This window comes from Streptomyces sp. MGP-P1 (genome assembly GCF_057766565.1).
This window is the reverse complement of the sequence record NZ_JBYMEM010000007.1, coordinates 737247-760549: the sequence shown is the minus strand read 5'-3', so window position 1 is coordinate 760549 and position 23303 is coordinate 737247. Positions and strand designations below refer to the sequence as shown.

The window sequence follows — 23303 nt, the reverse complement described above, 5'->3', positions numbered from 1 at the left end:
GGGGCGTGCGGGCGGCGTGAAAGCGGCGCTCGTACACCCGACCGAGACACCCCTCCCCCGATTCCCGGCGCGACGGCCCTTTTCGGTTGTCGAACGTCCGTGCTTTAGGACGGCGTTGTCCGGGATTGTCGACGGGCGTGTAACAGGGGTTAGGGCACCCTCCGCGGGCGGGAAACCCCGGGACATGACCCAGAACACCCCGCTCTCCCCCCGTCTCCCCGGCCTCCCCCTCCACCCCGAGGACGTCACGCAGCGTGTCCTGTCCGCCGCCCAGTTGAGGGCGCGGGGTGTGTCCGCCGCGCAGACGTCCGCGCAGTGCCTGCCCGGTGGCCCCTGGCAGCACCTGCTGCCGGGGGTCTGTCTGTTGCACCCGGGCCCGCCCACCGGCCGGGAGCGGCTGCGCGGGGCGCTGCTCTACGCGGGGCGTCCGCCGGCCTCCGCGCGGCGTGCTCCGGCGGGCCCCGCGGACACGGGGTACGGCGAGTCGATGCTCACCGGGGTGGCCGCGCTCGCGCTGCACGGCTTCGCGGCGGCCGGGGACGTGGAGGCGCTGCACCGGATCGACGTGCTGGTCCCGCGCACCCGGCGGCTGCGGTCCACCCGGTTCGTGGAGGTGCTGCGGACCGCGTCGATGCCGGACCCGGTGCGGGTGGACGAGGTCCCCGTCGCCCCGGTGGAGCGGGCCCTGGCGGACGCGGTCGCGGGCACGGCCGACGCGGCGGTCGTCCGGCGGCTGCTGACCGAGGCGGTACGCGACGGACACTGCGAACCGGCTTCCGTGGTACGGGAATTGAGCGAGGCGAAGCTGCTGGGGCGGCCCGCCGTGGTGGGCGCGGTCGATGCGCTGCTGGCCGAGGGGCGGGCGGTGGCGGAGGCGCGGCTGTACGCGATGGTGCGCGAGCACGGGCTGCCGGAGCCGCTGTGGAACGTGGAGCTGCGGCTGCCGGGCGGGCCCCGGCTCGGCGGGGTCGACGCCTACTGGCCCGACCAGGCCGTGGCGGTGGAGCTGGACGCCCGGGCGCCCCGGTACGGCGTGCCGGGTCGGTGGGGCCGGGCGGAGGCGGACCCGCAGTGGTCCGCTTACGCCGCGAAGCGGGAGCATCTGGAACGGCTCGGGGTCACGGTCGTCCACGTCACACCGAGGAAGCTGCGCGAGGCGGCGGACCAGCAGGCGACGGTGGTGCGGACGGCGCTGATGGCGGCGGCGGACCGGGAGCCGGCGGCGTACGTGATGGTGCTGCCGCGCTGAGAGAGGACCCCTGGCCCGCGGCTGTTCCCTGCCACCGACCCATCCGTCGTCGGCCACCGACCGTCCACCGTCGGCCACCGAACTGCCCCGCCTCGGCCACCGGCCCGTCCGCCGTCGGCCACCGACCCACCCCGCCTCGGCCACCGACGCACCCTGTCTCGGCCACGGACGGGCCTGGTACGGACCACAGTCGCCGCCACCCGCGTCGCCAGGCGTCACGGACGCACCGTTTGGCCTCATTCATCCCGTGTGGCACATCGCGCCCCGTGGCGGATCTATGCCATGTCCCTGACTCGCCTCCGTCAACTCTCCACAAACCCCTGTCATTTACGACAGGCTGAGCGGTCATCCGGTACCGAATTCCGGACTCTCTCTTTCAATTACAGGGATGCTGATGACCAAGGAATCCCCCAGCTCCATACCCGGGGCCAGACGCGCGGCGCGTATCGCGGCCGCTGCCGGACTGGCGGCCGCACTCGCCGCCTCCGGCGCCGCTCCGGCGTTCGCCGCCGAGGACCCGGCACCGGCACCCGTCAAACCGGCCGCCACGAGCGACCGGGGCGACAAGCTCGGCAAGGCCGACGCCGATGTCCTGGCGAAGGCCGAGGCCAAGGGCGAGAAGAGCGTCACCATGATGGTCGCCACCACCCCGGGGGCGACCGAGCAGGTCAGCAAGCAGCTGGACGCCGTCGAGGGCTCCGTGCTCGGCCGGACCTACGACAAGCTCGGCTACGTCCGGGCGACGGTCCCGACCGGCCGCGCCGAGTCCACCATCAAGGCGGCCTCCAAGCTCTCCTCCGTCCTCGGCATCGATCTCAAGCAGGAGATCAAGCTGGACGACCCGACGCCCAAGGGCGACCGGGCCGCCGGAGCGAAGCAGCCGAAGGCCACGGGCAGTTACGCGGCGCCGGACAAGAAGACCCCGGCGAAGAACCCGTACAACCCGTCGTTCGAGACGGGCGCGGTCGACTTCGTCGAGAAGCACCCGACGGCCGACGGCCGCGGGATCACCATCGGCGTCCTGGACTCCGGCGTCGACCTCGGTCACCCGGCCCTGAAGAAGACCACCACCGGCGAGCGCAAGATCGTCGACTGGGTGACCGCGACCGACCCGGTGAGCGACGGCGACGGCACCTGGCTGGAGATGTCCGGGTCGGTGGCCGGCCCGACGTTCACGTCCGGCGGGAAGACCTACTCGGCGCCGGCGGGCAGCTACAAGTTCGCCACGTTCGCCGAGGCGGCCACCACCGGCGGCGAGATGGCGGGCGACCTCAACCGCGACGGTGACACCACCGACGTCTGGGGCGTGCTGTACGACCCGGTCACCGGCACCACCCGGGTCGACCTGAACGACAACGCGGACTTCTCCGACGACAAGGTCCTCAAGCCGTACAAGGAGAAGTTCCAGGTCTCCTACTTCGGTGAGGACGACCCGCGCACCCAGGTCGTCGAGCGCATCCCGTTCGTCGTCGAGACCCGTAAAAACGTCGTCCTGGACTCCTCGGGCGCGAAGGCCGACTTCGTCAACATCGGCGTCATCGAGGGCTCGCACGGCACGCACGTCGCGGGCATCACCGCGGCCAACGGGCTGTTCGGCGGCGAGATGAACGGTGCCGCCCCCGGCGCCAAGATCGTCTCTTCGCGTGCCTGCACCTGGTCCGGCGGCTGCACCAACATCGCGCTGACCGAGGGCATGATCGACCTCGTCGTCAACCGCGGCGTCGACATCGTCAACATGTCGATCGGCGGCCTGCCGCCGCTGAACGACGGCAACAACGCGCGCGCCGAGCTGTACAAGCGGCTCGTCGACATCTACGGCGTCCAGCTGGTCATCTCGGCCGGCAACAGCGGCCCGGGGCTCAACACCATCGGTGACCCCTCGCTCGCCGACCACGTGATCTCGGTCGGCGCGTCGATCTCCAAGGAGACGTGGGCGGCCAACTACGGCTCCAACGTCACCAAGAAGTACGACATGCTGCCCTTCTCCTCGCGCGGTCCGCGTGAGGACGGCGGCTTCACGCCGATCATCTCGGCGCCGGGCGCCTCCATCAACACCACCCAGACCTGGGCGCCGGGCGGTCCGGTCAAGGAGGCGGGTTACGACCTGCCCGCCGGCTACTCCATGCTCCAGGGCACCTCGATGGCCTCCCCGCAGGCGGCGGGCGCCGCCGCGCTGCTGCTGTCGGCCGCGAAGCAGAAGAACATCGAGCTTCCCCCGGCCGACCTGCGCTCGGCGCTGACCAGCACCGCGGGCCACATCGAGGACGTGCCCGCGCACGTCCAGGGCTCCGGTCTGATCAACATCGTCAAGGCGTGGAAGCAGATCGCCAAGCAGGGCAAGCCCGCCCACGAGTTCTCGGTGAAGGCCCCGGTCGACACCGCGATCGACTTCGCGCTCAAGGACCCGGGCTTCGGCACCGGCCTCTACGACCGCGAGGGCGGTCTGAAGGCCGGCGAGACCAAGGTCTACGACGTCGTCGTCACCCGTACCACGGGCCTGGACCGAGGCGTCCAGCACAAGCTGTCCTGGAAGAACAACGACGGCACCTTCGAGCTCAGCAGCCCCCAGTACGTCTCGCTGCCGCTCGACACGCCGGTCAAGCTCAAGGTCAGGGCGAAGGCGAAGTCCGCCGGCGTCCACAGCGCCATCCTGCGGGTCGACGACAAGAAGACCTCCGGCGTGGACCACCAGATCATGACCACGGTCGTCGTCGCCCACGAGCTCCAGCAGCCCGGTTACGCCTACAAGGCGTCCGGCTCGGTCCAGCGCAACGGCACCACGTCGTACTTCGTCAACGTGCCGGAGGGCGCGAAGACCCTCGAGGTCGCCCTCAGCGCCCTGCGCTCGGGCAGTCAGACCCGGTTCGTCTCCCTGCACCCGTACGGGACGCCGGTCGACCCGACCTCCACGATCAACTGCTACCCGAACTACGAGAACCCGGCCAACACCTGCCGCCCGGACGCGCGTTCCTACAAGGACCCGCAGCCCGGCGTGTGGGAGATCGAGGTCGAGGCGCGTCGTACGTCGCCGCTGCTGGACAACCCGTACAAGCTGGACGTCTCGCTGCTCGGCGCGACCTTCGACCCGGCGGTGCAGACCATCGCCGAGGCGAAGATCGGCGCTCCCGCCGCGGTGAACTGGACGGTCACCAACGGCGCCGCCGACCTCCAGGGCAAGCTCCAGGGCGGTTCGCTGGGCTCGGCCAAGGTGGCCAAGCCGTCGATCTCGACGGGCCAGACCCGTGAGACCACGGTCACCATCGGCGCGGGCGTCGAGAAGCTCGACATCGCCATCGGCGGCACGTCGGACGCCAACGCCGACCTCGACCTGTACGTCTTCCGGGGCGCCACGCAGGTCGGCAGCGCGACCACCGCCGGTTCCGAGGAGGCGGTCAGCCTGGTGAAGCCCGCCGCGGGGACGTACACCGTCCTCATCGACGGCTACTCGGTCCCGGCCGGGTCGACCACGTACGACTACCGCGACGTGTACTACTCGGCGTCGCTCGGCACGATCAAGGTCGACTCCACCAAGGCGGTGAACCTGGCCAACGGCGCGTCGGCCCAGGTCGGCGCCGAGGTCGTGGTCGCCGGGGCGGCTCCCGAGGGCCGTCAGTTCTTCGGCGAGGTCAGGCTGGTCAACTCGCGCGGTACCGCCGCGGGCACCGGCAGCGTCGTGATCGAGAAGGTCACGCCGTAACGGAGTCGGCAACGGGTCCCCCGGGACCCTGACCGACCCCATCGGCACGGCGGCGGGGCGGGCGCTCTCACGAGCACCCGCCCCGCTGCGCGTGTTCCTCGTCACACCTCCGGCGGCCCGCCGCAGATGTTTCCCCCCGTACGCACGGACGTCGCAGAATCTGCGGTCCTCGCGCGAAGAGTCCGCAGGTCGGACAATGGATTGGACAAGGCGGGCAAGGACATACGCATCATGGAGCGGCAAACGGGCCGCACAGCCGCACGGGCGGGCAGCCGCCGGACGTGCAGAACAGAGGAGTCCTCGTGAAGGTCGGAATCGTCGGCGCCACCGGTCAGGTCGGCACAGTCATGCTCAGGATCCTGGCCGAGCGGGACTTCCCGGTCGACGAGCTGCGGCTGTTCGCCTCGGCCCGGTCCGCGGGCTCCACGATCGACTTCAAGGGCTCCGGCGTCACCGTCGAGGACGCCTCCGCGGCCGACTACACGGGCCTGGACATCGTGCTGTTCTCCGCCGGCGGCGCGACCTCGAAGGCGCTGGCCGAGAAGGTCGCCGCCCAGGGCGCCGTGGTGATCGACAACTCCTCCGCCTGGCGCAAGGACCCCGAGGTCCCCCTCGTCGTCTCCGAGGTCAACCCGCACGCGGCCCGGGTCCGCCCGAAGGGGATCATCGCCAACCCGAACTGCACGACGATGGCCGCGATGCCCGTGCTGCGCCCGCTGCACGACGAGGCCGGCCTCGAAGCGCTGACCGTCGCCACCTACCAGGCCGTGTCCGGCTCCGGCGTCGCCGGTGTGGCCGAGCTGCACGGCCAGGCGACCAAGGTCGTCGCCGAGGCCGAGAAGCTGGCCCACGACGGCGAGGCCGTGGACTTCCCCGAGCCGGCCGTCTACAAGCGCCCCATCGCCTTCAACGTGCTGCCGCTGGCGGGCTCCATCGTGGACGACGGTTCGTTCGAGACGGACGAGGAGCAGAAGCTCCGCAACGAGTCCCGCAAGATCCTGGAGATCCCGGAGCTGAAGGTGTCCGGCACCTGCGTCCGGGTCCCGGTCTTCTCCGGCCACTCGCTCCAGATCAACGCCCGCTTCGCCCGTCCGATCGGCGTCGAGCGCGCCCTGGAGCTGCTGAAGGACGCCGAGGGCGTCGAGCTCTCGGAGATCCCGACCCCGCTCCAGGCGGCCGGCAAGGACGCCTCCTTCGTGGGCCGCGTCCGGGTCGACGAGACGGTCGAGCACGGTCTCGCGCTGTTCGTCTCCAACGACAACCTCCGCAAGGGCGCGGCGCTGAACGCCGTACAGATCGCGGAGCTGGTGGCGGCCGAGCTGAAGGGCTGACCCGCGGCGTCACACGTACGGGAAAGGGGCGGCCACCGGTGATAGGTGGCCGCCCCTTGGCCTGCGCGGGCTCAGAGCGCGAGATGGCGGCGGAGGGCCGCGTCGATCTCGGCCATGCGCTGGCGGGGGACCCTGCCGATCTGCCGCACGAACCGCTCCTGAGCCATCGCTCGCACCTGCTCGCACTGCACCTTGGAGTCCTTCGCCAGGCCGGAGTCGCCCGCCTGGAGAAGCACCTGGAAGGGGTAGAGGCGTGAGGTGTTCGACGTCAGCGGCACCACGGTGACCACGCCGCGTCCCGCCCGGTCCACCGCGGCGTTCGCACCATCGTTGGAGACGATGATCGAGGGACGCGCCTTGTTGGCAGCGCTGCCCCGCACCGGTTCGTAGTCGACCAGATAGATGTCACCGCGCCTCATCGACGATCCCGTCCCCCGAGAACTTGTCCCAGAACGCGGCGTCCTCGCTCTCATCCCATTCGGCGAAAGCCGCCGCATAGTCGGCCTCGAGATTCGAGGCTCGCAACAGCTCGATGGCGGCGTGTATGACGGCGGACCGGGAATCCGCTTCGGTCTTCGTCGCGTACTCGTCGACGAAGGCGACATCCTCCTGCGGCAGACTCACGCTAATCTTCATACTACCTATGCTACCGGAGTAGGAAGAAGAGTGCTACCTATCGTCGGGCAAGGCCGGACATGGAAGGATGATCCGAAACGTCACCATCGAAGGAGATGACCGCGTGCCTGGCACGAATCTGACCCGCGAAGAGGCACAGGAGCGGGCGCGCCTGCTGACCGTGGACGCGTACGAGATCGATCTCGACCTCTCCGGAGCGCAGGAGGGCGGCGCCTACCGGTCCGTGACCACCGTGCGCTTCGACTGCGCGGAGGCGGGTGCGGAGTCCTTCATCGACCTGGTCGCCCCGGCCGTCCACGACGTGGTGCTCAACGGCAAGGACCTGGACGTGGCCGCCGTGTTCCGCGACGCGCGGATCGCCCTGCCGCATCTGCGGGAGGGGGCCAACGAGCTGAAGGTCGTCGCCGACTGCTCGTACACCAACACCGGTGAGGGCCTGCACCGGTTCGTCGACCCGGTCGACGAGCAGGCCTATCTGTACACGCAGTTCGAGGTCCCGGACGCGCGCCGCGTCTTCGCCTCGTTCGAGCAGCCCGACCTGAAGGCGACCTTCGCGTTCACCGTGAAGGCCCCGTCCGGCTGGACGGTCATCTCGAACTCCCCGACGCCGGAGCCTGCGGGCGACGTCTGGACCTTCGAGCCGACGCCGCGCATCTCCACGTACATCACGGCCCTCATCGCGGGCCCGTACCACGCGGTGCACAGCAGCTACGAGAAGGACGGCCAGTCCGTCCCGCTCGGCATCTACTGCCGCCCCTCCCTCGCGGAGTACCTGGACGCGGAGGACATCTTCGCCGTCACCCGGCAGGGCTTCGAGTGGTTCCAGGAGAAGTTCGACTACCCGTACCCGTTCGCCAAGTACGACCAGCTCTTCGTCCCCGAGTTCAACGCGGGCGCGATGGAGAACGCGGGCGCGGTCACCATCCGCGACCAGTACGTCTTCCGCTCCAAGGTGACGGACGCGGCCTACGAGGTGCGGGCCGAGACCATCCTGCACGAGCTGGCCCACATGTGGTTCGGCGACCTCGTGACGATGGAGTGGTGGAACGACCTCTGGCTGAACGAGTCGTTCGCCACCTACACCTCGATCGCCTGCCAGGCTGACGCGGCGGGCTCGAAGTGGCCGCACTCCTGGACCACGTTCGCCAACTCCATGAAGACCTGGGCGTACCGGCAGGACCAGCTGCCCTCCACGCACCCGATCATGGCGGACATCCAGGACCTGGAGGACGTCCTCGTCAACTTCGACGGGATCACGTACGCCAAGGGCGCGTCCGTGCTCAAGCAGCTCGTGGCGTACGTCGGCAAGGACGCGTTCTTCCAGGGCGTCCAGGCGTACTTCAAGGCGCACGCCTACGGCAACACCCGCCTCTCCGACCTGCTGGGCGCCCTGGAGAAGACCTCCGGCCGTGATCTGAGGACCTGGTCGAAGGCGTGGCTGGAGACGGCGGGCATCAACATCCTGCGCCCGGAGATCGAGACCGACGCCGAAGGCCGCGTCACCTCGTTCGCCGTTCTCCAGGAGGCCCCCGCGCTGCCCGCCGGCGCGAAGGGCGAGCCGACGCTGCGCCCGCACCGCATCGCCATCGGCGCCTACGACCTCGACGCGGCCGGCAAGCTGGTGCGCACCGACCGGATCGAGCTGGACGTCGACGGCGAGCGGACCGACGTGCCCGCCCTGGTGGGCAAGGCCCGCCCGGCGGTCGTCCTGCTCAACGACGACGACCTCTCGTACGCGAAGGTCCGCCTCGACGCCGAGTCGCTGCGGGTCGTCACCGAGCACCTGGGCGACTTCACCGAGTCGCTGCCGCGCGCCCTGAGCTGGGCCTCGGCCTGGGACATGACGCGCGACGGCGAGCTGGCCACCCGCGACTACCTCGCCCTGGTGCTCTCGGGCATCGGCAAGGAGTCGGACATCGGCGTCGTGCAGTCGCTGCACCGCCAGGTGAAGCTGGCACTCGACCTGTACGCGGCGCCGGAGGCGCGTGAGGCCGCGCTGATCCAGTGGACCGAAGCGACGCTGGCGCACCTGCGCGCGGCGGAGCCGGGCAGCGACCACCAGCTGGCCTGGGCCCGCGCCTTCGCCGCCACCGCCCGCAACCCGCAGCAGCTGGACCTGCTCCAGTCGCTGCTGGACGGCACGGCGACCATCGAGGGCCTGGCCGTCGACACCGAGCTGCGGTGGGCGTTCGTGCAGCGGCTGGCCGCCACCGGGCTGCTGGACGAGGAGGAGATCGCCGCCGAGTACGAGCGTGACAGGACGGCGGCGGGCGAGCGCCACGCGGCCTCCGCGCGGGCGGCCCAGCCCTCGGAGGAGGCCAAGGCTGAGGCGTGGGCCTCGGTCGTGGACTCCGGCGAGCTGCCCAACTCGCTCCAGGAAGCGGTCATCAGCGGCTTCGTCCAGACGGACCAGCGCGAGCTGCTGGCCCCGTACACGGAGAAGTACTTCGCCTCGGTGAAGGACATCTCGGAGTCGCGCAGCCACGAGATGGCCCAGCAGATCATCGTGGGCCTCTACCCGGCCCTCCAGGTCTCCCAGGAGACGCTGGACGCCACGGACGCCTGGCTGGCCTCGGCCGAGCCGAGCGCGGCCCTGCGCCGGCTGATGTCGGAGTCGCGGTCCGGTGTGGAGCGCGCTCTGAAGGCCCGGGCGGCGGACGCGGCGGCGGCCACCGCGTAGCGGCACGTACGGCCCTGGGGGCGTCTCTCCGTCGCGGCGGAGGGGCGTCCCCTTTGCCGTGCGGCCGCGTCGGGGCACGCGCGCCCGTCAGTGCGTGTCGCGGCCGTGCTCTCGGCGCGGGTAAGGGCCGCCGTGCTCTCGGCGCGGGTCGGGAAGGTGATGCGTCATGAAGGGTCTGCTGGTGATGAACTCCTTCAGACGCAGGGCGGCTTCGGAGAAGTAGGCGCCGCGGTTCCACACCAGGGTGAGCACCCGGTGGCAGTCGGGCGCGTCCATGCGCACCCAGGCGACCGGGGCGTGCGTGCCGACCTGGCGGGACGTCGCCGGGATGAGGCCGATGCCGAGGCCGGCGCTGATCATGTCCTGGCTGGCGCCCGGCTCGTCGCCCTCGCAGGACAGCAGTGGCGTCAGCCGTTCGGCTGCGAACAGCCGGTCGAGAAGCGCACGTTGCCAGTTGCCCACGCGCGTGGTGACGAAGGGCTCGTCGGCGATCTCGGGAATCGTCACACTCTCCCGCCCGTCGAGCCGGTGGCCGGGGGGAACGGCGAGCAGCACCTCCTCGCGGGCCAGCTCGACCGATGCGAGGTTCGTACCGGCCAGCGGCTGTGAGGCCACGCAGAAGTCGACCTCGCCGGAGCGCAGCCGGCGGCTCATCCCGTCCGCGTCCGACTGGAACAGCCGGACGTCCGCGCGCGGGTGCGTGACGCGGAAGCTGCCGAGCAGCGGAGTGATCGTCAGCAGGGTCTCGGAGGCGACGCCGACCCGGCCGAGCCCCGTGTCGCGGGCCTCACGAACGGCCCTGCTGCCGTCGGCGAGCTCGCTCAGGGCGCGGTCGACGTGGCGGAGGAACATCGCCCCGTACTGGTTGAGCCGGATGCGGCGGCCGTGACGGTCGAAGAGCGGGGAGCCCAGCTCGGTCTCCAGGCGCGCGATGGTGCGGCTGAGCGAGGGCTGGGCGACGCGCAGCTCCTCCGCGGCGCGGCTCATGTGCTCGTAACGGGCGACGACCTGGAAGTAGCGCAACTGCAGAAGATCCACACTCCACCTCTACTCATAGCTCCACGGCTATGTTCACATGACGAAATCGGTCTTGGAGTACATAAGCAATTCTTCCTACGGTCTTCGGCAGGGGCACCTCACAGGTCCCCCGCCATCCCCCAGGAAGGACGCTCATGAGCGCTGCGGATCTGGCACGCCTCCAGTTCGCGGCCACGACCGGCATCCACTGGCTGTTCGTGATCCTCACCATGGGCGTCGTCCCGCTGGTCGCGATCATGCACACCCGGGCCGCGTTCACCCGTGATCCCGCCGAACGAGCCGTCCGGGAGCGCATGACGCGCTTCTGGGGACAGCTCTACGTCATCAACTACGCGGTCGGCATCGTCACCGGCCTGGTCATGGAGTTCCAGTTCGGGCTCAGCTGGAGCGGCCTCAGCAAGTTCGCGGGCAACGTCTTCGGCGTCCCGCTGGCCCTCGAAACCCTCATCGCCTTCTTCGCCGAGTCCACCTTCCTCGGTATGTGGATCTTCGGCTGGGGCCGGCTGCGCAGAGGTGTGCACGTCACACTCATCTGGTTGGTCGCCCTGACCGCGTACGCCTCCGCGTACTGGATCCTGATCGCCAACGGCTTCATGCAGAACCCCGTCGGCTTCGAGGTGCGCGACGGCGCCGCCTACCTCACCGACTTCCCAGCGCTGCTCACCAACTCCAGCGCCCTGATGGCGCTCGCCCATGTCACGCTCGCCGCGCTGATGACGGGCAGCGTGTTCGTCCTCGGCATCAGCGCGTACCACCTCGCCCGGGGCACCGAGGAGACCGGGCTGTTCCGGGGCTCCCTGCGCCTGGCGCTCCTGGTGGCCACGCCCACCAGCTGGTTCGTCGCCACCGTGGGCGAGATGCAGCTGCCCCAGATCGAGCGGTCCCAGCCCATGAAGGCGGCGATCCTGGAGAACGGCGACATCGACCGGGTCCAGGCGCGGCTCGTCGAGCGGTACGGGCCCGGCGACTACACACCGCCGGACGAGTGGCTGCGCTTGTCGATGGATCTCATGACGATCATCGGCTACAGCGTCTCCACGGTCACCATCATCGCCGTCATCCTGCTGTGGAAGGACCGGCTGATCCGCTGGCGCCCCTTCGCCTACCTGATGACCGCGATGATCCCGTTCCCGTTCATCGCCTCCGTGAGCGGCTGGGTCCTGCGGGAGGTCGGGCGTCAGCCCTGGATCGTCTACGGCCAGTTGAAGGTCGAGGACGCCCTCTCCTCGGTGAGCCGGACCTCACTGATCGTCTCCTGCGTCGTGTTCGTCGCCGTCTTCCTCGCGCTGGCGGTGACGAACTGGACCCTGATCACCCGCTTCGCCCTCCGTGGTCCGGACGCCACGCAGCTCGGCGCCACCGAACCGCTGGACAAACCGCTGGACGACGACGTGCCCGGGGGCGGCGCCCCGGACAGACAGACGAGTCCGGCCTTCTGATCCGGACCAAGGGAAAGTAGAGAGAGATGAGTCTGGAGACCGTCTGGCTGGTCCTGCTGGGCCTGCTTCTCGCCGGGTACTTCGTGCTCGGCGGCTACGACTACGGCGCACAGATGCTGCACCCCCTGCTCGGCGGCCGGGACGGCCGGGACGGCCAGGACGGTCAGGAGGCCGGGCGCGCCGGCGAAAACGCCGCCCTCGACGCCATAGCGCCCTTCTTCCTCGGCAACGAGGTCTGGCTGGTCGCCTTCGCCGGTGTCCTGTTCGGGGCCTTCCCGCACCTGGAAGGCAGCCTGCTGTCCGGCCTGTACCCACTGATCGTGGCGATCCTCGTCGGCCTGGTCGTCGGCAACGCCGCGGTCCAGCTGGGCGGCCGGGCCCGGAGCGCCCGCGGGCGCCGGCGGTGGAACGCCCTGATCGTGTTCGGCGGCGTGGTGCCCGCCGTGTGCTGGGGGCTCGTCGTGGGCCTGCTGCTGCACGGAGTGCCCCGGCGGGCCGACGGGAGCTTCCACATCGGGTTCGGTGACGTGTTCTCGCCGTTCGTACTGGCCTGCGGTGTGACCGCCGCGCTGCTCTTCGCGGCGCACGGGGCCGCCTTCGTCGCGCTGCGATCGGCGCCGGGGGTCGCCTCCGAAGCGCGGCGGCTGGGTACGGCCCTGCTGCGGGCGGCCGGCGCCGCCGGCGCCCTTCCGCTGCTGCTGACGCTCTTCGGCGCGGGCGCCTCGATGGGGAACCGTGCGACCTCGGCGATCATCGTCGCCCTGTTCGCGGCGGCGCTCGCCGCTGCCTGGTGGCATCTCTCCCACGGGCGCCACCGCCGGGCGTTCGCCGCGACCTGCGCCGCTACCGTGCTGCCCGTGGTCCTCGTGGGGGCGGGCCACTACCCGTACGTCCTGATCAGCTCGTCCGGGCCCGGGATGACCCTCCAGCAGGCTGGCGCGGACAGCGCGTCGTTGAAGATCCTGATCGCGTTCGGGGTCGTGCTCATCCCGGTGATCCTCGCGTATCAGACGTGGAGCTGGTGGGCCTTCCGGGGGCGGACGGGCCGCCGTCACCCCAGCTACTTCTGAGCCGCGGGAGCGAGGAGAGGGACACCCGATGAAGCCCTTGGAACGTCGCCTGATGCGCGAACTTCCCGTACTGCGGCGCCATATGACGTACTCCACGGCACTGTCGCTGCTGAGCGCCGGAGCCGTCGTGGCCCAGGCGGTCCTGCTGGCGACGGTTCTCGCGGACGGCTTCGCCGGGCGTCCGTTCCGGAGTGCGTCACTGATCGCCCTCGGCGCGGTCATGGCAGGGCGCGCACTGCTGGCCTGGGCCCGCGGAGCGCTCGCCCAGCTCGCCGCGGCCGATGCCAAGCGCACGCTGCGGGACCGGATCACCGAACGGCTGCGGCAGACCGGCCCGCAGGATCTCGCGGACCGCCGCCACGGCGAGACGGTCACCCTGCTCACACGCGGTCTCGACGCCCTGGACCCGTATGTCGTCGGCTATCTGCCCACGAAGGCGGCGGTCGCGGTGGTGCCCCTGGCGGTCGTCGGCTGGCTGCTGTGGACCGACTGGTCCTCGGCGCTGATCATCATCGTGACGCTGCCGCTGATCCCCGTGTTCGGCGCGCTGGTCGGCATGCACACCGCCCGGCGCACCGCCCGGCAATGGCGGTTGCTGGCCACCCTGGGCGGCCACTTCCTGGACGTGGTGGCGGGGCTGCCGACGCTGCGCGCGTTCGGCCGCGAGCGGCATCAGGCCCGGGTCGTGGGCGAGATGGCGGACGCCCACCGGCGGGCCACCATGCGCACGCTGCGCGTGGCGTTCCTCTCCTCGCTCGTGCTGGAGACGGTCGCGACGCTCTCGGTGGCCATGGTGGCGGTCCCGGTCGGCCTGCGGCTGCTGGGCGGCGGAACGGACCTCCGTACGGCGCTGATCGTCCTGTTCCTCGCCCCCGAGGCGTACCTCCCGCTGCGGGCGGCGGGCGCGGCCTTCCACGACAGCGCCGAGGGCATCACGGTGGCCGGGCGGGTGTTCGCGATCCTCGACGAGGACGGAGCGCGTCCGGCGCGCACGGCCGTGCGAGTCGCGGCCCCCGGCGCCGGCGCGGCGCAGCTGCGTGGGGCGCGTCCGCCGCGCTCCGCCGCGCGAGTCCCGGCCCCCGGCGCCCGCGCGGCGCACCTGCGTGGGGCGCGTCCGCCGCGCTCCGCCGCGCGGGTCCCGGCCCCCGGCGCCCGCGCGGCGCGGCTGCGCCTCGACCGGGTCACGGTCCACTACGCGGACCGCGCCGAACCCGCCCTCCGGGACCTGTCCCTCTCCGTGCGCCCGGGCGAACACGTGGCCCTCGTGGGCCCCAGCGGCGCCGGAAAGTCCACGCTCCTGGCCCTGTTCCTGGGTTTCGTGCGCCCCGACTCGGGCCGGGTGACCGTCGACGGCGCCGACCTCGCGGACCTCGACCCCGACAGCTGGCACGCCCAGGTGGCCTGGGTGCCTCAGCGACCTCACCTGTTCGCGGCGTCCGTCGCGGAGAACATCCGCCTCGGGCGCCCGGACGCGAGCGACGCCGAGGTACGACGGGCGGCCCGCGCCGCGTCGGCCGACCTCTTCGTGGAAGGACTGCCGCTGGGGTACGACACGCCGCTGGGCGAGCACGGCGCCGGGCTCTCGGCGGGCCAGCGCCAACGGATCGCCCTGGCCCGCGCGTTCCTCAAGGACGCCCCCGTGCTGCTCCTCGACGAACCGACGGCCCACCTGGACTCCGCGAGCGAGGCCGCCGTCGCCCGGGCCACGGCCCGCCTGATGCGCGGCCGGACCTCGATCGTGGTCGCCCACCGCACCGGTCTGCTGCCCCACGCCGACCGGATCGTGACGGTACGGGCGGGCAGCCTCGCGCCGGCCCGGCCGGCCCCGGCAGAAGGAGCCCCGGCCCCATGACCTCCCCCGTCGGGACCGTCGCCCGCGCCCGTGCGCACGGCCCCCGCCCCACCGTCCGGCTGCTGCGCCACCTCCTGCCGTACTGGCGCAGGCTGCTGCCGGCCGCCCTCGCCGCCGCCGGCAGCGAGCTCGCCGCCGCCACCTTGATGGCCACCGCCGCCTGGCTGATCACCCGCGCCGCCGAACAGCCGCCGCTCGCCTCCGTGAGCCTCGCGATCGTCGCCGTGCGCGCCCTGGCCCTGGGACGCGGGGCGCTGCGCTACGCCGACCGGCTCCTCGGCCACGACGGTGTGCTGCGGGCCGTCGCGGGCTTCCGCACCCGGGTGTACGAGGCACTCGTGCCGCTCGCCCCCGCGGGCACCCCGGCCTTTCGCAGCGGGGATCTGCTGACCCGCCTCGTCGACGACGTCGACGCCGCCCAGGACCTCTTGCTGCGGGTGCTGATCCCGGTCGCGGCCGCCGCCGCGGTCGCGCTGGCCGCCACCGCGACGGCCACGGTGCTCCTGCCGCAGGCGGGGATCCTGCTCGGGCTGCTCCTGGCGGTGGCGGGGTTCCTCGTCCCCGCACTGGTGCTCGTGGTGTCCGGCCGGGCCGGCCGCGCGGAGAAGGCTGCGCGCGCCGAACTCGCGGCGCTCACCGTGGACGTGACCCGGGGCGCGGCGGATCTCGCCGCGTACGGTGCCCGGGGCCGCGCCCACGGGCTGGTCCGCGACGCCTCCGCCCGGATCGCCGCTTTGGAGCGCCGGCGGGCCCTGACCACCTCGCTCGCCTCGGCCGTGGTGCTGCTGCTCCAGGGCGGGGCGGCGGTCGGCGTCACCTGGGTCGCGCTGGGCGCCCACACGGCGGGGACGCTGCCGGCCGTCCACCTCACCGTCGTCGCGGTCCTCGCCCTGGTCTCCTTCGAGGCCCTGACGCCCCTGCCGGCCGCCGCCCGCTCTCTCGTCGGCGTGCGGTCCTCCGCGCGCCGGCTGGCGGATCTCTTCGACACTCCGCCGCCGGTCGCCGATCCGCCCGCGCCCGTCCCGCTCGCCACCGGCGAACCGCTCGGCGTGGACATCACCGGCCTGCGGGTGCGCCACCGCCCCGAGGGCCCGCCGGCGCTGGACGGGGTGAACCTGCGACTGTCGCCCGGCCGCCGGACCGTGCTCCTCGGCGCCAGCGGGTCCGGCAAGTCGACGCTGATCGCGGCGCTCATGCGGTTCGTGCCGTACGAGGCCGGGAGCATCCGCGTCGGCGGACGCGAACTGCGCGACCGCTCGGGCGCCGACGTACGCCGTGCGATCACCGGCATGACCCAGGACGCGCACGTCTTCCACACCACGATCCGCGCCAACCTGCTCCTCGCCCGCCCCGGCGCCACCGACGCCGAGCTGCGTGGAGCGGCCCGCAGGGCCCGGCTCCTGGACTGGATCGAGTCGCTGCCCGACCGCTGGAACACCCTGCTCGGCGGGGACGGCTCCACCGTGTCGGGCGGTCAGCGCCAACGTCTCCTCCTGGCCCGCGCCCTGCTCGCCGACCCACCGGTGCTCGTCCTGGACGAGCCGACCGAGGGGCTCGACCCGGAGACCGCCGCCGCCGTGCTCGCCGACGTCCTCGACGCCACCCGCGGCCGCACCACGCTGCTGGTCACCCACGAGCAGGCGGGGCTCGCCGCCGCGGACCGGATCGTGGTCCTCGACGGGGGCCGGATCCGTCCCTTCGCCCCGGACTCCGGCGACGACTCCCGGGGCGGCGTCACCACGGCGACGCCCTGACCCGGGCGGCCCGCTACTCCGGCCGCGGCGTGAGGACGAGCGGCCAGTCCTCGCCGGTCCGGACCCGCTCCACGGCCTGCTCGGCCGGGGTCCCGGCGGGCACGGTGAGGACGAGGGTGGCCTCCGAGGCCCGGCCGTACGCCCCGGGGTCGACGCGCGCCGCCACCCGCAGCAGCCGCAACGCCGCCGGGTCGCCCGAGGAGCGTTCGGTGAACCGCTCCCGGTCCACCTCCAGCCCCCTGAGCAGGGCGGGGTGGGCGACGATGTCCACGGTCAGCAGCTCACCGTCCAGCCGCCGTTCGGCCCAGCCGTCCGTCCGCACCAGGTAGAGGCAGTTCTCCCCCTCGTACCCGTACGACCCGAGCCGGGCCACGGCGCGCTCGTGATGGTCGGCGACGTCCGAGACGATCACGACGACCGTCACGGCGTCCGGATCGTCCGGATCCAGTGCGTCGCACAGCACGGCCTCTGCCATCTGATCGTCCCCCCGGGGAGTGCGGTTTCGGGCGCGAACGTCCGCAGATCAGCCCGTGCCGTGTGCGCCGCCCGTTCGGCCCTCGCGCGTTCGGCTGCCGTCGGCGCGCGGTGGGGGCTCCCGCGGCCCACGGTCCGAAGGGTCGTCGCAGGAAGCTTCGGTCGCAGGCCACGGGAGGGTTCGGATGCCCGGCTCCGCCCCTGTGCCGGTCGCGCGGGCGCTGTGCGCGGGTCTGCTGACGGGCCCCGCCGCCCCGGTGGCGGCCGGCCGGACTGCCGGGCGGGTCCGGCGGGCTGCTACGGCCTCTACTCGTACGGCTACGGCCTCGGGCCGCATCCGTTCACCGGCGCGGACGACGTCCGGGAACAGCTGCCCGACCACTGCCTGGGCCGCCGCCCGGTGTGGAAACCGCCCGGCGGGCGGGCGCAGGAGCGCAACCGTCCGCCGGGCGGGAACTGGGGCGCGCCGGCCCGGGGGTTACGGGGTCACGCGCCCGACTCCTCGTAACGGCGGGTCAGCTCGGCCGCGCCGGACTCCGTGAGCGTGCCGTGCAGACGCATCCGGGCCACGCCGCCGTCGGGGAAGGCGTCGAGGCGGACGTGGGTGACGACGGCCTGGGCGCGCAGCACGAAGCGGTGCAGGGTGTCGGGCTGGAGGCGGGTGCGCGGGAGGATCTCGAACCACTCGCCGGTGTCGCCGTTGCGGCCCTGGAGGGCGATCCAGCCGGCGGAGTTGCCCTTGAGGTAGGCGGTGTCGATCTCGATCGCACGGACCGCGCCCTGGGCGGGAAGGCGGAAGCGGACCCAGTCGTTGGTGTCGCGGACCCGGCGGCGGCGGTTCTCCCAGCCGTCGTCCATCTTGCGGGAGGTGCCCGGCAGGATGATCTGGGTGGGCGAGGAGTAGAAGCGGTCGGAGGCGTCCTCGTAGGTACCGCCGTTGAGCACCGAGATCAGGTCGATGGTGCCGAGCGCGGCGAGCCAGGCCGGGTCCGGGACGACCTCGCCGTGCACGCGGAGGCGGGCGATGCCGCCGTCGGGGTGCTGGCAGAGGCGCAGGTGGGTGTAGCGGCGGCCCCCGGTGATCTCGAAGGCGTTGGCCGCGTGGCCGCGTACGGGGGTGGGCGGGAGGATCTCCTCCCACTTCACGTCGTCGGCGAGCAGCTGCTCGGGGCCCGGGGCGCCCTCGACGGAGGCGGCCTGCACGGATACGCGCTGCGGGTAGTTGCCGCGGAAGTGGGCGGTGTCGACGATCAGGCCGCGGACGATGCCGGGCGCGCCGAGGCGGACGATGGCCCAGTCGTGGTCCTCGGGGGCCGGGAAGGGGGTCGCGGCGTCCGCGCCCCTGCGGCGGCGGGTCTCCCAGCCGTCCATGATCTTGCCCTTGTGCCCGAAGTGCTCGGGGTCGAAGACGGCGCGCTCACGGATCAGGAGGTTCTCGCGCTCGGCGAAGAACTCGTCGTTGGCGGCGATCACGCCCGCGCCGAGGCGGCGGTCGGCGAGGTCGACCAGCTCGGTGAAGGGGAGGTCTCCCGCTTCGCGGTAGTCGGCGTAGGGGTCGCCGCCGCCGTAGGGCGCGGCGTCATTGGCGTGGGGGTCGGTGTCGGGGTCCTGGAATGTGGTCTCGCTCGCGTCGAAGGTCATGGCTCCTACCTTCGCGCCCCCGAACCCATCAGGTCCATCGAAAGTTTTCGCAGATATCTTTCAGTTCAGCTGAATGATGCGGCTACGCGGGTGAGTGCCGCGAGGACCCGGTCCACCGCCGGTCCGCTCTCCGCCCCGTGCCGGACCGCCGCCACCACGTGGCGGCGCGGCCGGTCCGCCTCCAGCACTCTCATCACCACGCCCTCCCGGCGCTCCCGGGCGGCCATCCGGGGGACCAGCGCGACGCCCATGCCCGCCTCGACCAGGGCGAGGATCGCGGTCCATCCGGCGGCGCTGTGGGCCTGCTCGGGGACGAAGCCCGCTGCCGCGCAGGCGGCGGTGGTGATCTCGGACCAGGGTCCCGAGCCGCCGAAGATCCAGCGGTCGGCGGCGAGGTCCGCGAGGCGCGGCGCGGGTGCGTCGGCCAGCGGATGGTCGGCGGGGAGCGCCACGTCCAGCGGGTCGGCGAGCAGCGGGAAGAGGCTGAAGCGGGGGTCGCGGGCGGTGGGCGCGTGGGCGGCCAGCGACAGGGCCAGGTCCACCTCGCCCGCGGTGAGCAGCTCGTAGGCCCGGGCTGCCTCGGCCTCCCGTACGCGTACGTCGGGCCCCGGGCGGTCCTCGGCGCGCAGCAGCCGGACGGCGGGGACGACGAGGGCGGGCACGGCGGTGGAGAACGCGGCCACCCTGACCTCGCCCGCCTCGCCGCGCAGATAGCCGGTCAGTTCGGCCTCGGCCCGCTCCAGCTGGGCGAAGACCGCCTCCGCGTGGCGCAGGACGAGGTGGGCGGCGTCGGTGAGACGGACGCGGCGGCCCTGGGCCTCCAGGAGCTCCACGCCGAGCTGCTTGGCCAGGTTGGTGAGCTGCTGGGAGACGGCGGAGGGGGTCATCAGGAGCGCCTCGGCGCTCGCCGTCACCGTGCCCCGGTCGCGCAGGGTGCGCAGGATGCGGAGCTTCTTGACGTCCCACTCGGTCATGGACGCAACCTACCGGCCCGGCACGGGCCGTGTTCCCGCCCCCGGGCCGTGCACGCGTCGGCGTCCGGGGCCGGACGCACGGATGCGCCGCGCGGTGGTTCCCATCGGCGGCGCATCCTTCGCGCAGGGCGTACGTGTGCGGGTCAGACCTGCTTCTTGGACTTGTCCAGGACCATGACCAGGCCCGTGATCACCACGAACAGGGCGATGGGCGCGACGACGTAGAGACCGATGGTCTCGACCGCGCTCAGGCGCGGAGCCGGGTCGTCACCGTCGTCGGGCGTGAGCGCGAGCGCCGGGCTCGACATGAGCAGCATCATCAGCGTCGTCCCGGCCGCAACGACGCCGGCGCGCATAGCGTTCATCTTTTCCACGGTGCCAACGTAGCGAACGGCTGGGGACGGCGCTCGCCCGGGGGTGCCGTACGAGGCTTTCGGGGCCGCAGGACGTCCATCAGCGCGTGCAGCCGGGGCGAGGCGGTGATCTCCTCCAGGGTGACCGGATGCCCCTCGGCGTCGGCGATCGGGAGGCGCCAGTTGGGGTACTGGTCCCAGGTGCCGGGGAGATTCTGCGGGCGGCGGTCGCCGACGGTGTCGGGGAGCCAGACGCCGGTCATCCGGGCGGGGGTGCGCAGCAGGAAGCGGTGGACGGCCCGGACGGCGGCCTCCTCGTCGCCGTCGCCCTCGGGGAGCATCCGCAGCCGGGCGAGGAGGGCCAGCCACTCGGCGGTGTCGGTGGCGTCCTCGGTCAGCTCCTCCTCCAGGGAGCGGGTGAGCAGACCGAGGCGGTGACGCAGCGTCACATGGTCGCCGGTCAGCCGGGCGGCGGTGGAGGGCAGGTCATGGGTGGTGGCGGTGGCCAGGCAGTCCCGGCGCCACCGCTCCGGGGCGAGCGGCCGTCCGTCGCCGTCCCAGTCGCGTTCGAACCAGAGCACCGAGGTGCCGAGCACGCCGCGCCGGGCGAGCGCCTCGCGGACCCCGGGCTCGACGGTGCCGAGGTCCTCGCCGACGACGACGGCGCCGGCCCGGTGGGCCTCCAGGACGAGGACGGCGAGCATCGCCTCGGCGTCCTGGGCGACGTACGTACCGTCGGTGGGCGGGCTGCCCTCGGGCACCCACCAGAGCCGGAACAGGCCCATGACGTGATCGATGCGCAGGGCTCCGGCGTGGGCCAGCAGGCCGCGCAGCAGGCCCCGGTAGGCGGCGTAGCCGGTGGCGGCGAGGACGTCGGGGCGCCAGGGCGGCAGGCCCCAGTCCTGGCCGCGCGCGTTGAAGGCGTCGGGGGGCGCGCCGACGGACATGCCGTGGGCGAAGGCCTCCTGCTGGGCCCAGGTGTCGGCGCCGGCCGGGTGCACGCCGACGGCGAGGTCGTGGACGATCCCGACGCCCATCCCGGCGTCCTCGGCGGCCCGCTGGGCGTCGGCGAGCTGGGTGGCGGTCAGCCAGGCGAGGCGGCAATGGAAGTCGACCCGGTCCAGCAGCTCGGTCCGGGCACGGGCGGTTCCCGGGGAGCGGGGGTCGCGCAGGGCCTCGGGCCAGGTGTGCCAGTCGGGGCCGTGCACCTCGGCGAGCGCGCACCACAGGGCGTGGTCCTCCAGCGCCCGGCCCTGCTCGGCCAGGAAGTCGCAGTAGGCGGCGCGGCGGCCGGGGGTGAGCGGCACCTCGACGACCAGCTCCAGGGCTTGGCGCTTCAGCTCCCAGACGGCGTCCCGGTCGATCAGCGCGCCCTTGTTCAGCACGGCCTCGCTGAGGGCGGCGGCGTCCTGCCGGAGGTCGTCCAGGGCGGCCCGGTCGCGGACGTGGCCGTATTCGGGGATCGACTCGACGCGCAGGTGCACCGGGTCGGGGAAGCGGCGCGAGGAGGGGCGGTAGGGGGACGGGTCGGTGGGGTGCCCGGGGACGGCCGCGTGCAACGGGTTGACCTGGACGAACCCGGAGCCGAGGGTCCTCCCTGACCAGGCGGCCAGGTCGGCCAGGTCACCGAGGTCGCCCATGCCCCAGGACCGGGCGGAGAGCAGGGAGTAGAGCTGGACCAGGAAGCCGTGGGAGCGCTCGGGCGGCTGCGGGACGCGGGCCGGGGCGACGACGAGGGTCGCCGTGGCGCGGAGGTGGTCCGGCGTACGGACGTGGACGCGGTGGACGCCGGGGGGCGGCGGGATCCACCAGGCGGGGACGGCGGCCGGAGCGCCGGGCTCCCCGTCGGCGCGCTGCGGGTGCGGCGCGGAGGCGACGGCGGACGCGAAGGCGCCGGCGGTACCCGCGGGAGGCGTCACGGAGGGGGCGGGGTCCGCGCCCCCCGGAGGCGGCACGGGCGGCACGGTGGCACCGGGGCCGACGGGCGGCGGGGTGGCGGTGGCGACGGGTGGGGCGGCGGCGTCGGGGGCGCCGGGCGGCGCGGCGGCGCCCTCCGGAGGCGTCAGCGGCGCGGCAGCCGCACCCGGCGGCGGCGCGGGCGGGACGGCGGCCCCGGGCGCGACCGGCGGCGGGGTGCCGTCACCGGCGACATCCGCCGGGGGCATCAGCGGCGCGGCAGCCGCGCCCGGCGGCGGCCCGAGCGGGACAGCGGCCCCGGCGACGCCCCCCGGAGGCCCCAGCGGCACCGGCGGGGCGGGAGCCGTCGCCCGGGTCCGCATGCTCAGCGGGGCGGGCGGGCGGCCCGAGAGGGGGCCCGGGGTCACGGCCGGCTCCGGCTCGACCGTGACGGTCGAGCCGGGGGGCAGTTCGGCGAGGGCGGGCGGCAGGGGCTCGCCGACCCAGACCACCACGGTCGGCGGCAGCAGGCGCGAGCGGGACTCGGCGGCGACGAGGCACTTCCGTACGTCCGCCGGAGTGCCGGCGTCGACGCCCAGCGCGGCGAGCACGGCGATGACCGTGTCGTCGGGGACGGACACCGTGACATCCGGCGACGGGGAGTAGGAGGTGGCGACACCGTGCAGTGCGGCGAGCCGGGACAAGCCCATTCAGACTCCTGGGAACTCCATGCCCCCTGCGGTGCCGGGTGCGGTCGGCTCGCTGGTCAGAGGGGCGACGGCGGCGAGCGGCGGCTCGCTCGTGAGAGGGGTGGCATCGGCGAGCGGCGGCTCGCTGGTCAGCGGCGCGGAATCGGCGAAGGAGGATTCGCCGAGCAGGAGGGAGACATCGGCGAGCGGCGGCCCGCTGATCAGGTGGGCGACGTCGGCAAGGGGGAGTTCGCTGGTCAGCGGCGCGGACTCGGAGTGGGTGGGTACCTGTTTGGAGAGGGCGGAGAGCAGAAGCTGCGCGGCAGCGGGCATGGTGGCCTCCTGGCCGTGGAGAACAGGACACAGCAGACCTACCCAGGCCTCGCCGTGGCAGACGTGGACGTGATGCAGGCGTTACGAACAACGAGCTCAACGTGCTCCGGGTCACACTCCGTTCCCCCGAACGGCAGGTATGGGCCGTTTTCAGCCACTCCCGCCCGCCACACCAGCCCCAGAGGGCTCGAAGGCGT

General features: G+C 72.9%; 17 protein-coding genes and 1 pseudogene. 9 read left to right on the top strand and 9 right to left on the bottom strand.

The features are described from left to right. Positions 1 to 184: 184 nt before the first annotated feature. From AC3CH1_RS24995 to AC3CH1_RS24985, 3 genes are all read left to right on the top strand, one after another. The gene (locus AC3CH1_RS24995; RefSeq protein WP_488464979.1) at positions 185 to 1249 is read left to right on the top strand and encodes a hypothetical protein; all 1065 of its coding nucleotides are present in this window, start codon (positions 185 to 187) and stop codon (positions 1247 to 1249) included. 388 nt (positions 1250 to 1637) lie between these two features. Beyond that, the gene (locus AC3CH1_RS24990; protein ID WP_488464978.1) at positions 1638 to 4946 is read left to right on the top strand and encodes a S8 family serine peptidase; all 3309 of its coding nucleotides are present in this window, start codon (positions 1638 to 1640) and stop codon (positions 4944 to 4946) included. 302 nt (positions 4947 to 5248) lie between these two features. Further along, complete coding sequence (locus tag AC3CH1_RS24985) at positions 5249 to 6277, top strand: aspartate-semialdehyde dehydrogenase (protein ID WP_488464977.1); 1029 nt, start codon at positions 5249 to 5251, stop codon at positions 6275 to 6277. A 71-nt stretch (positions 6278 to 6348) separates the two neighbouring features. Here AC3CH1_RS24985 and AC3CH1_RS24980 read toward each other — a convergent pair whose 3' ends face one another. Further along, positions 6349 to 6696, bottom strand: a complete 348-nt coding sequence (locus AC3CH1_RS24980; protein ID WP_488464976.1) for a type II toxin-antitoxin system PemK/MazF family toxin — start codon at positions 6694 to 6696, stop codon at positions 6349 to 6351. Then, on the bottom strand, positions 6683 to 6913 hold the full coding sequence (locus tag AC3CH1_RS24975; RefSeq protein WP_488464975.1) for a ribbon-helix-helix domain-containing protein: 231 nt from the start codon (positions 6911 to 6913) through the stop codon (positions 6683 to 6685). Before AC3CH1_RS24975 ends, AC3CH1_RS24980 begins: the two co-directional genes overlap by 14 nt. Positions 6914 to 7016: 103 nt before the next feature. Between AC3CH1_RS24975 and pepN the strand changes: the two genes are divergently transcribed. Then, positions 7017 to 9593 carry an aminopeptidase N gene (pepN, locus tag AC3CH1_RS24970; protein ID WP_488464974.1) on the top strand — a complete coding sequence of 859 codons (2577 nt, stop codon included), beginning with the start codon at positions 7017 to 7019 and terminating at the stop codon, positions 9591 to 9593. 87 nt (positions 9594 to 9680) lie between these two features. Here pepN and AC3CH1_RS24965 read toward each other — a convergent pair whose 3' ends face one another. Next, positions 9681 to 10631, bottom strand: a complete 951-nt coding sequence (locus tag AC3CH1_RS24965) for a LysR family transcriptional regulator (RefSeq protein ID WP_488464973.1) — start codon at positions 10629 to 10631, stop codon at positions 9681 to 9683. Between the two features lie 134 nt (positions 10632 to 10765). Between AC3CH1_RS24965 and AC3CH1_RS24960 the strand changes: the two genes are divergently transcribed. Genes AC3CH1_RS24960 through cydC form a run of 4 tightly spaced genes read left to right on the top strand, consistent with a single transcriptional unit; the run spans position 10766 to position 16746 of the window. Beyond that, positions 10766 to 12070, top strand: coding sequence for a cytochrome ubiquinol oxidase subunit I (locus tag AC3CH1_RS24960; RefSeq protein ID WP_488464972.1), 1305 nt, complete (start codon positions 10766 to 10768; stop codon positions 12068 to 12070). A 26-nt stretch (positions 12071 to 12096) separates the two neighbouring features. Further along, on the top strand, positions 12097 to 13140 hold the full coding sequence (locus AC3CH1_RS24955; protein WP_488464971.1) for a cytochrome d ubiquinol oxidase subunit II: 1044 nt from the start codon (positions 12097 to 12099) through the stop codon (positions 13138 to 13140). 28 nt (positions 13141 to 13168) lie between these two features. Beyond that, positions 13169 to 14992 carry a thiol reductant ABC exporter subunit CydD gene (gene cydD / locus AC3CH1_RS24950; protein WP_488464970.1) on the top strand — a complete coding sequence of 608 codons (1824 nt, stop codon included), beginning with the start codon at positions 13169 to 13171 and terminating at the stop codon, positions 14990 to 14992. Next, the gene (gene cydC, locus AC3CH1_RS24945) at positions 14989 to 16746 is read left to right on the top strand and encodes a thiol reductant ABC exporter subunit CydC (RefSeq protein ID WP_488464969.1); all 1758 of its coding nucleotides are present in this window, start codon (positions 14989 to 14991) and stop codon (positions 16744 to 16746) included. The genes cydD and cydC overlap by 4 nt, the downstream gene beginning before the upstream one ends. Before the next feature lie 13 nt (positions 16747 to 16759). Here cydC and AC3CH1_RS24940 read toward each other — a convergent pair whose 3' ends face one another. Then, complete coding sequence (locus AC3CH1_RS24940) at positions 16760 to 17221, bottom strand: hypothetical protein (protein WP_488464968.1); 462 nt, start codon at positions 17219 to 17221, stop codon at positions 16760 to 16762. A 184-nt stretch (positions 17222 to 17405) separates the two neighbouring features. Here AC3CH1_RS24940 and AC3CH1_RS24935 point away from each other — a divergent pair. Then, positions 17406 to 17602 (top strand): annotated as a pseudogene (locus tag AC3CH1_RS24935) (hypothetical protein); the annotation flags it as partial. A gap of 104 nt (positions 17603 to 17706) precedes the next feature. Here the strand turns inward: AC3CH1_RS24935 and alc are convergent. From alc to AC3CH1_RS24910, 5 genes are all read right to left on the bottom strand, one after another. Next, entirely contained in the window at positions 17707 to 18861 is a 1155-nt protein-coding gene (alc, locus tag AC3CH1_RS24930; protein ID WP_488464967.1) for an allantoicase, read from the bottom strand. A gap of 65 nt (positions 18862 to 18926) precedes the next feature. Continuing rightward, positions 18927 to 19835 (bottom strand): LysR family transcriptional regulator, encoded by a 909-nt coding sequence (locus AC3CH1_RS24925; RefSeq protein WP_488464966.1) that lies wholly within the window; start codon positions 19833 to 19835, stop codon positions 18927 to 18929. A gap of 143 nt (positions 19836 to 19978) precedes the next feature. Continuing rightward, positions 19979 to 20191 carry a hypothetical protein gene (locus tag AC3CH1_RS24920; protein WP_018959242.1) on the bottom strand — a complete coding sequence of 71 codons (213 nt, stop codon included), beginning with the start codon at positions 20189 to 20191 and terminating at the stop codon, positions 19979 to 19981. Positions 20192 to 20196: 5 nt separating this feature from the next. Continuing rightward, positions 20197 to 22794, bottom strand: coding sequence for a 4-alpha-glucanotransferase (gene malQ, locus AC3CH1_RS24915; protein WP_488464965.1), 2598 nt, complete (start codon positions 22792 to 22794; stop codon positions 20197 to 20199). Continuing rightward, positions 22795 to 23106, bottom strand: a complete 312-nt coding sequence (locus tag AC3CH1_RS24910; protein WP_488464964.1) for a hypothetical protein — start codon at positions 23104 to 23106, stop codon at positions 22795 to 22797. It lies immediately after the preceding gene. Positions 23107 to 23303: the final 197 nt, after the last annotated feature.

What these genes read in the sequence shown, in the direction of transcription:
- AC3CH1_RS24995 (WP_488464979.1), top strand. Translation starts at nt 185, where the DNA reads ATGACCCAGAACACCCCGCTCTCCCCCCGTCTCCCCGGCCTCCCCCTC.
- AC3CH1_RS24990 (WP_488464978.1), top strand. Translation starts at nt 1,638, where the DNA reads ATGCTGATGACCAAGGAATCCCCCAGCTCCATACCCGGGGCCAGACGC.
- AC3CH1_RS24980 (WP_488464976.1), bottom strand. Translation starts at nt 6,696, where the DNA reads ATGAGGCGCGGTGACATCTATCTGGTCGACTACGAACCGGTGCGGGGC.
- AC3CH1_RS24975 (WP_488464975.1), bottom strand. Translation starts at nt 6,913, where the DNA reads ATGAAGATTAGCGTGAGTCTGCCGCAGGAGGATGTCGCCTTCGTCGAC.
- AC3CH1_RS24960 (WP_488464972.1), top strand. Translation starts at nt 10,766, where the DNA reads ATGAGCGCTGCGGATCTGGCACGCCTCCAGTTCGCGGCCACGACCGGC.
- AC3CH1_RS24955 (WP_488464971.1), top strand. Translation starts at nt 12,097, where the DNA reads ATGAGTCTGGAGACCGTCTGGCTGGTCCTGCTGGGCCTGCTTCTCGCC.
- cydD (WP_488464970.1), top strand. Translation starts at nt 13,169, where the DNA reads ATGAAGCCCTTGGAACGTCGCCTGATGCGCGAACTTCCCGTACTGCGG.
- cydC (WP_488464969.1), top strand. Translation starts at nt 14,989, where the DNA reads ATGACCTCCCCCGTCGGGACCGTCGCCCGCGCCCGTGCGCACGGCCCC.
- AC3CH1_RS24940 (WP_488464968.1), bottom strand. Translation starts at nt 17,221, where the DNA reads ATGGCAGAGGCCGTGCTGTGCGACGCACTGGATCCGGACGATCCGGAC.
- alc (WP_488464967.1), bottom strand. Translation starts at nt 18,861, where the DNA reads ATGACCTTCGACGCGAGCGAGACCACATTCCAGGACCCCGACACCGAC.
- AC3CH1_RS24925 (WP_488464966.1), bottom strand. Translation starts at nt 19,835, where the DNA reads ATGACCGAGTGGGACGTCAAGAAGCTCCGCATCCTGCGCACCCTGCGC.
- AC3CH1_RS24920 (WP_018959242.1), bottom strand. Translation starts at nt 20,191, where the DNA reads ATGCGCGCCGGCGTCGTTGCGGCCGGGACGACGCTGATGATGCTGCTC.
- malQ (WP_488464965.1), bottom strand. Translation starts at nt 22,794, where the DNA reads ATGGGCTTGTCCCGGCTCGCCGCACTGCACGGTGTCGCCACCTCCTAC.
- AC3CH1_RS24910 (WP_488464964.1), bottom strand. Translation starts at nt 23,106, where the DNA reads ATGCCCGCTGCCGCGCAGCTTCTGCTCTCCGCCCTCTCCAAACAGGTA.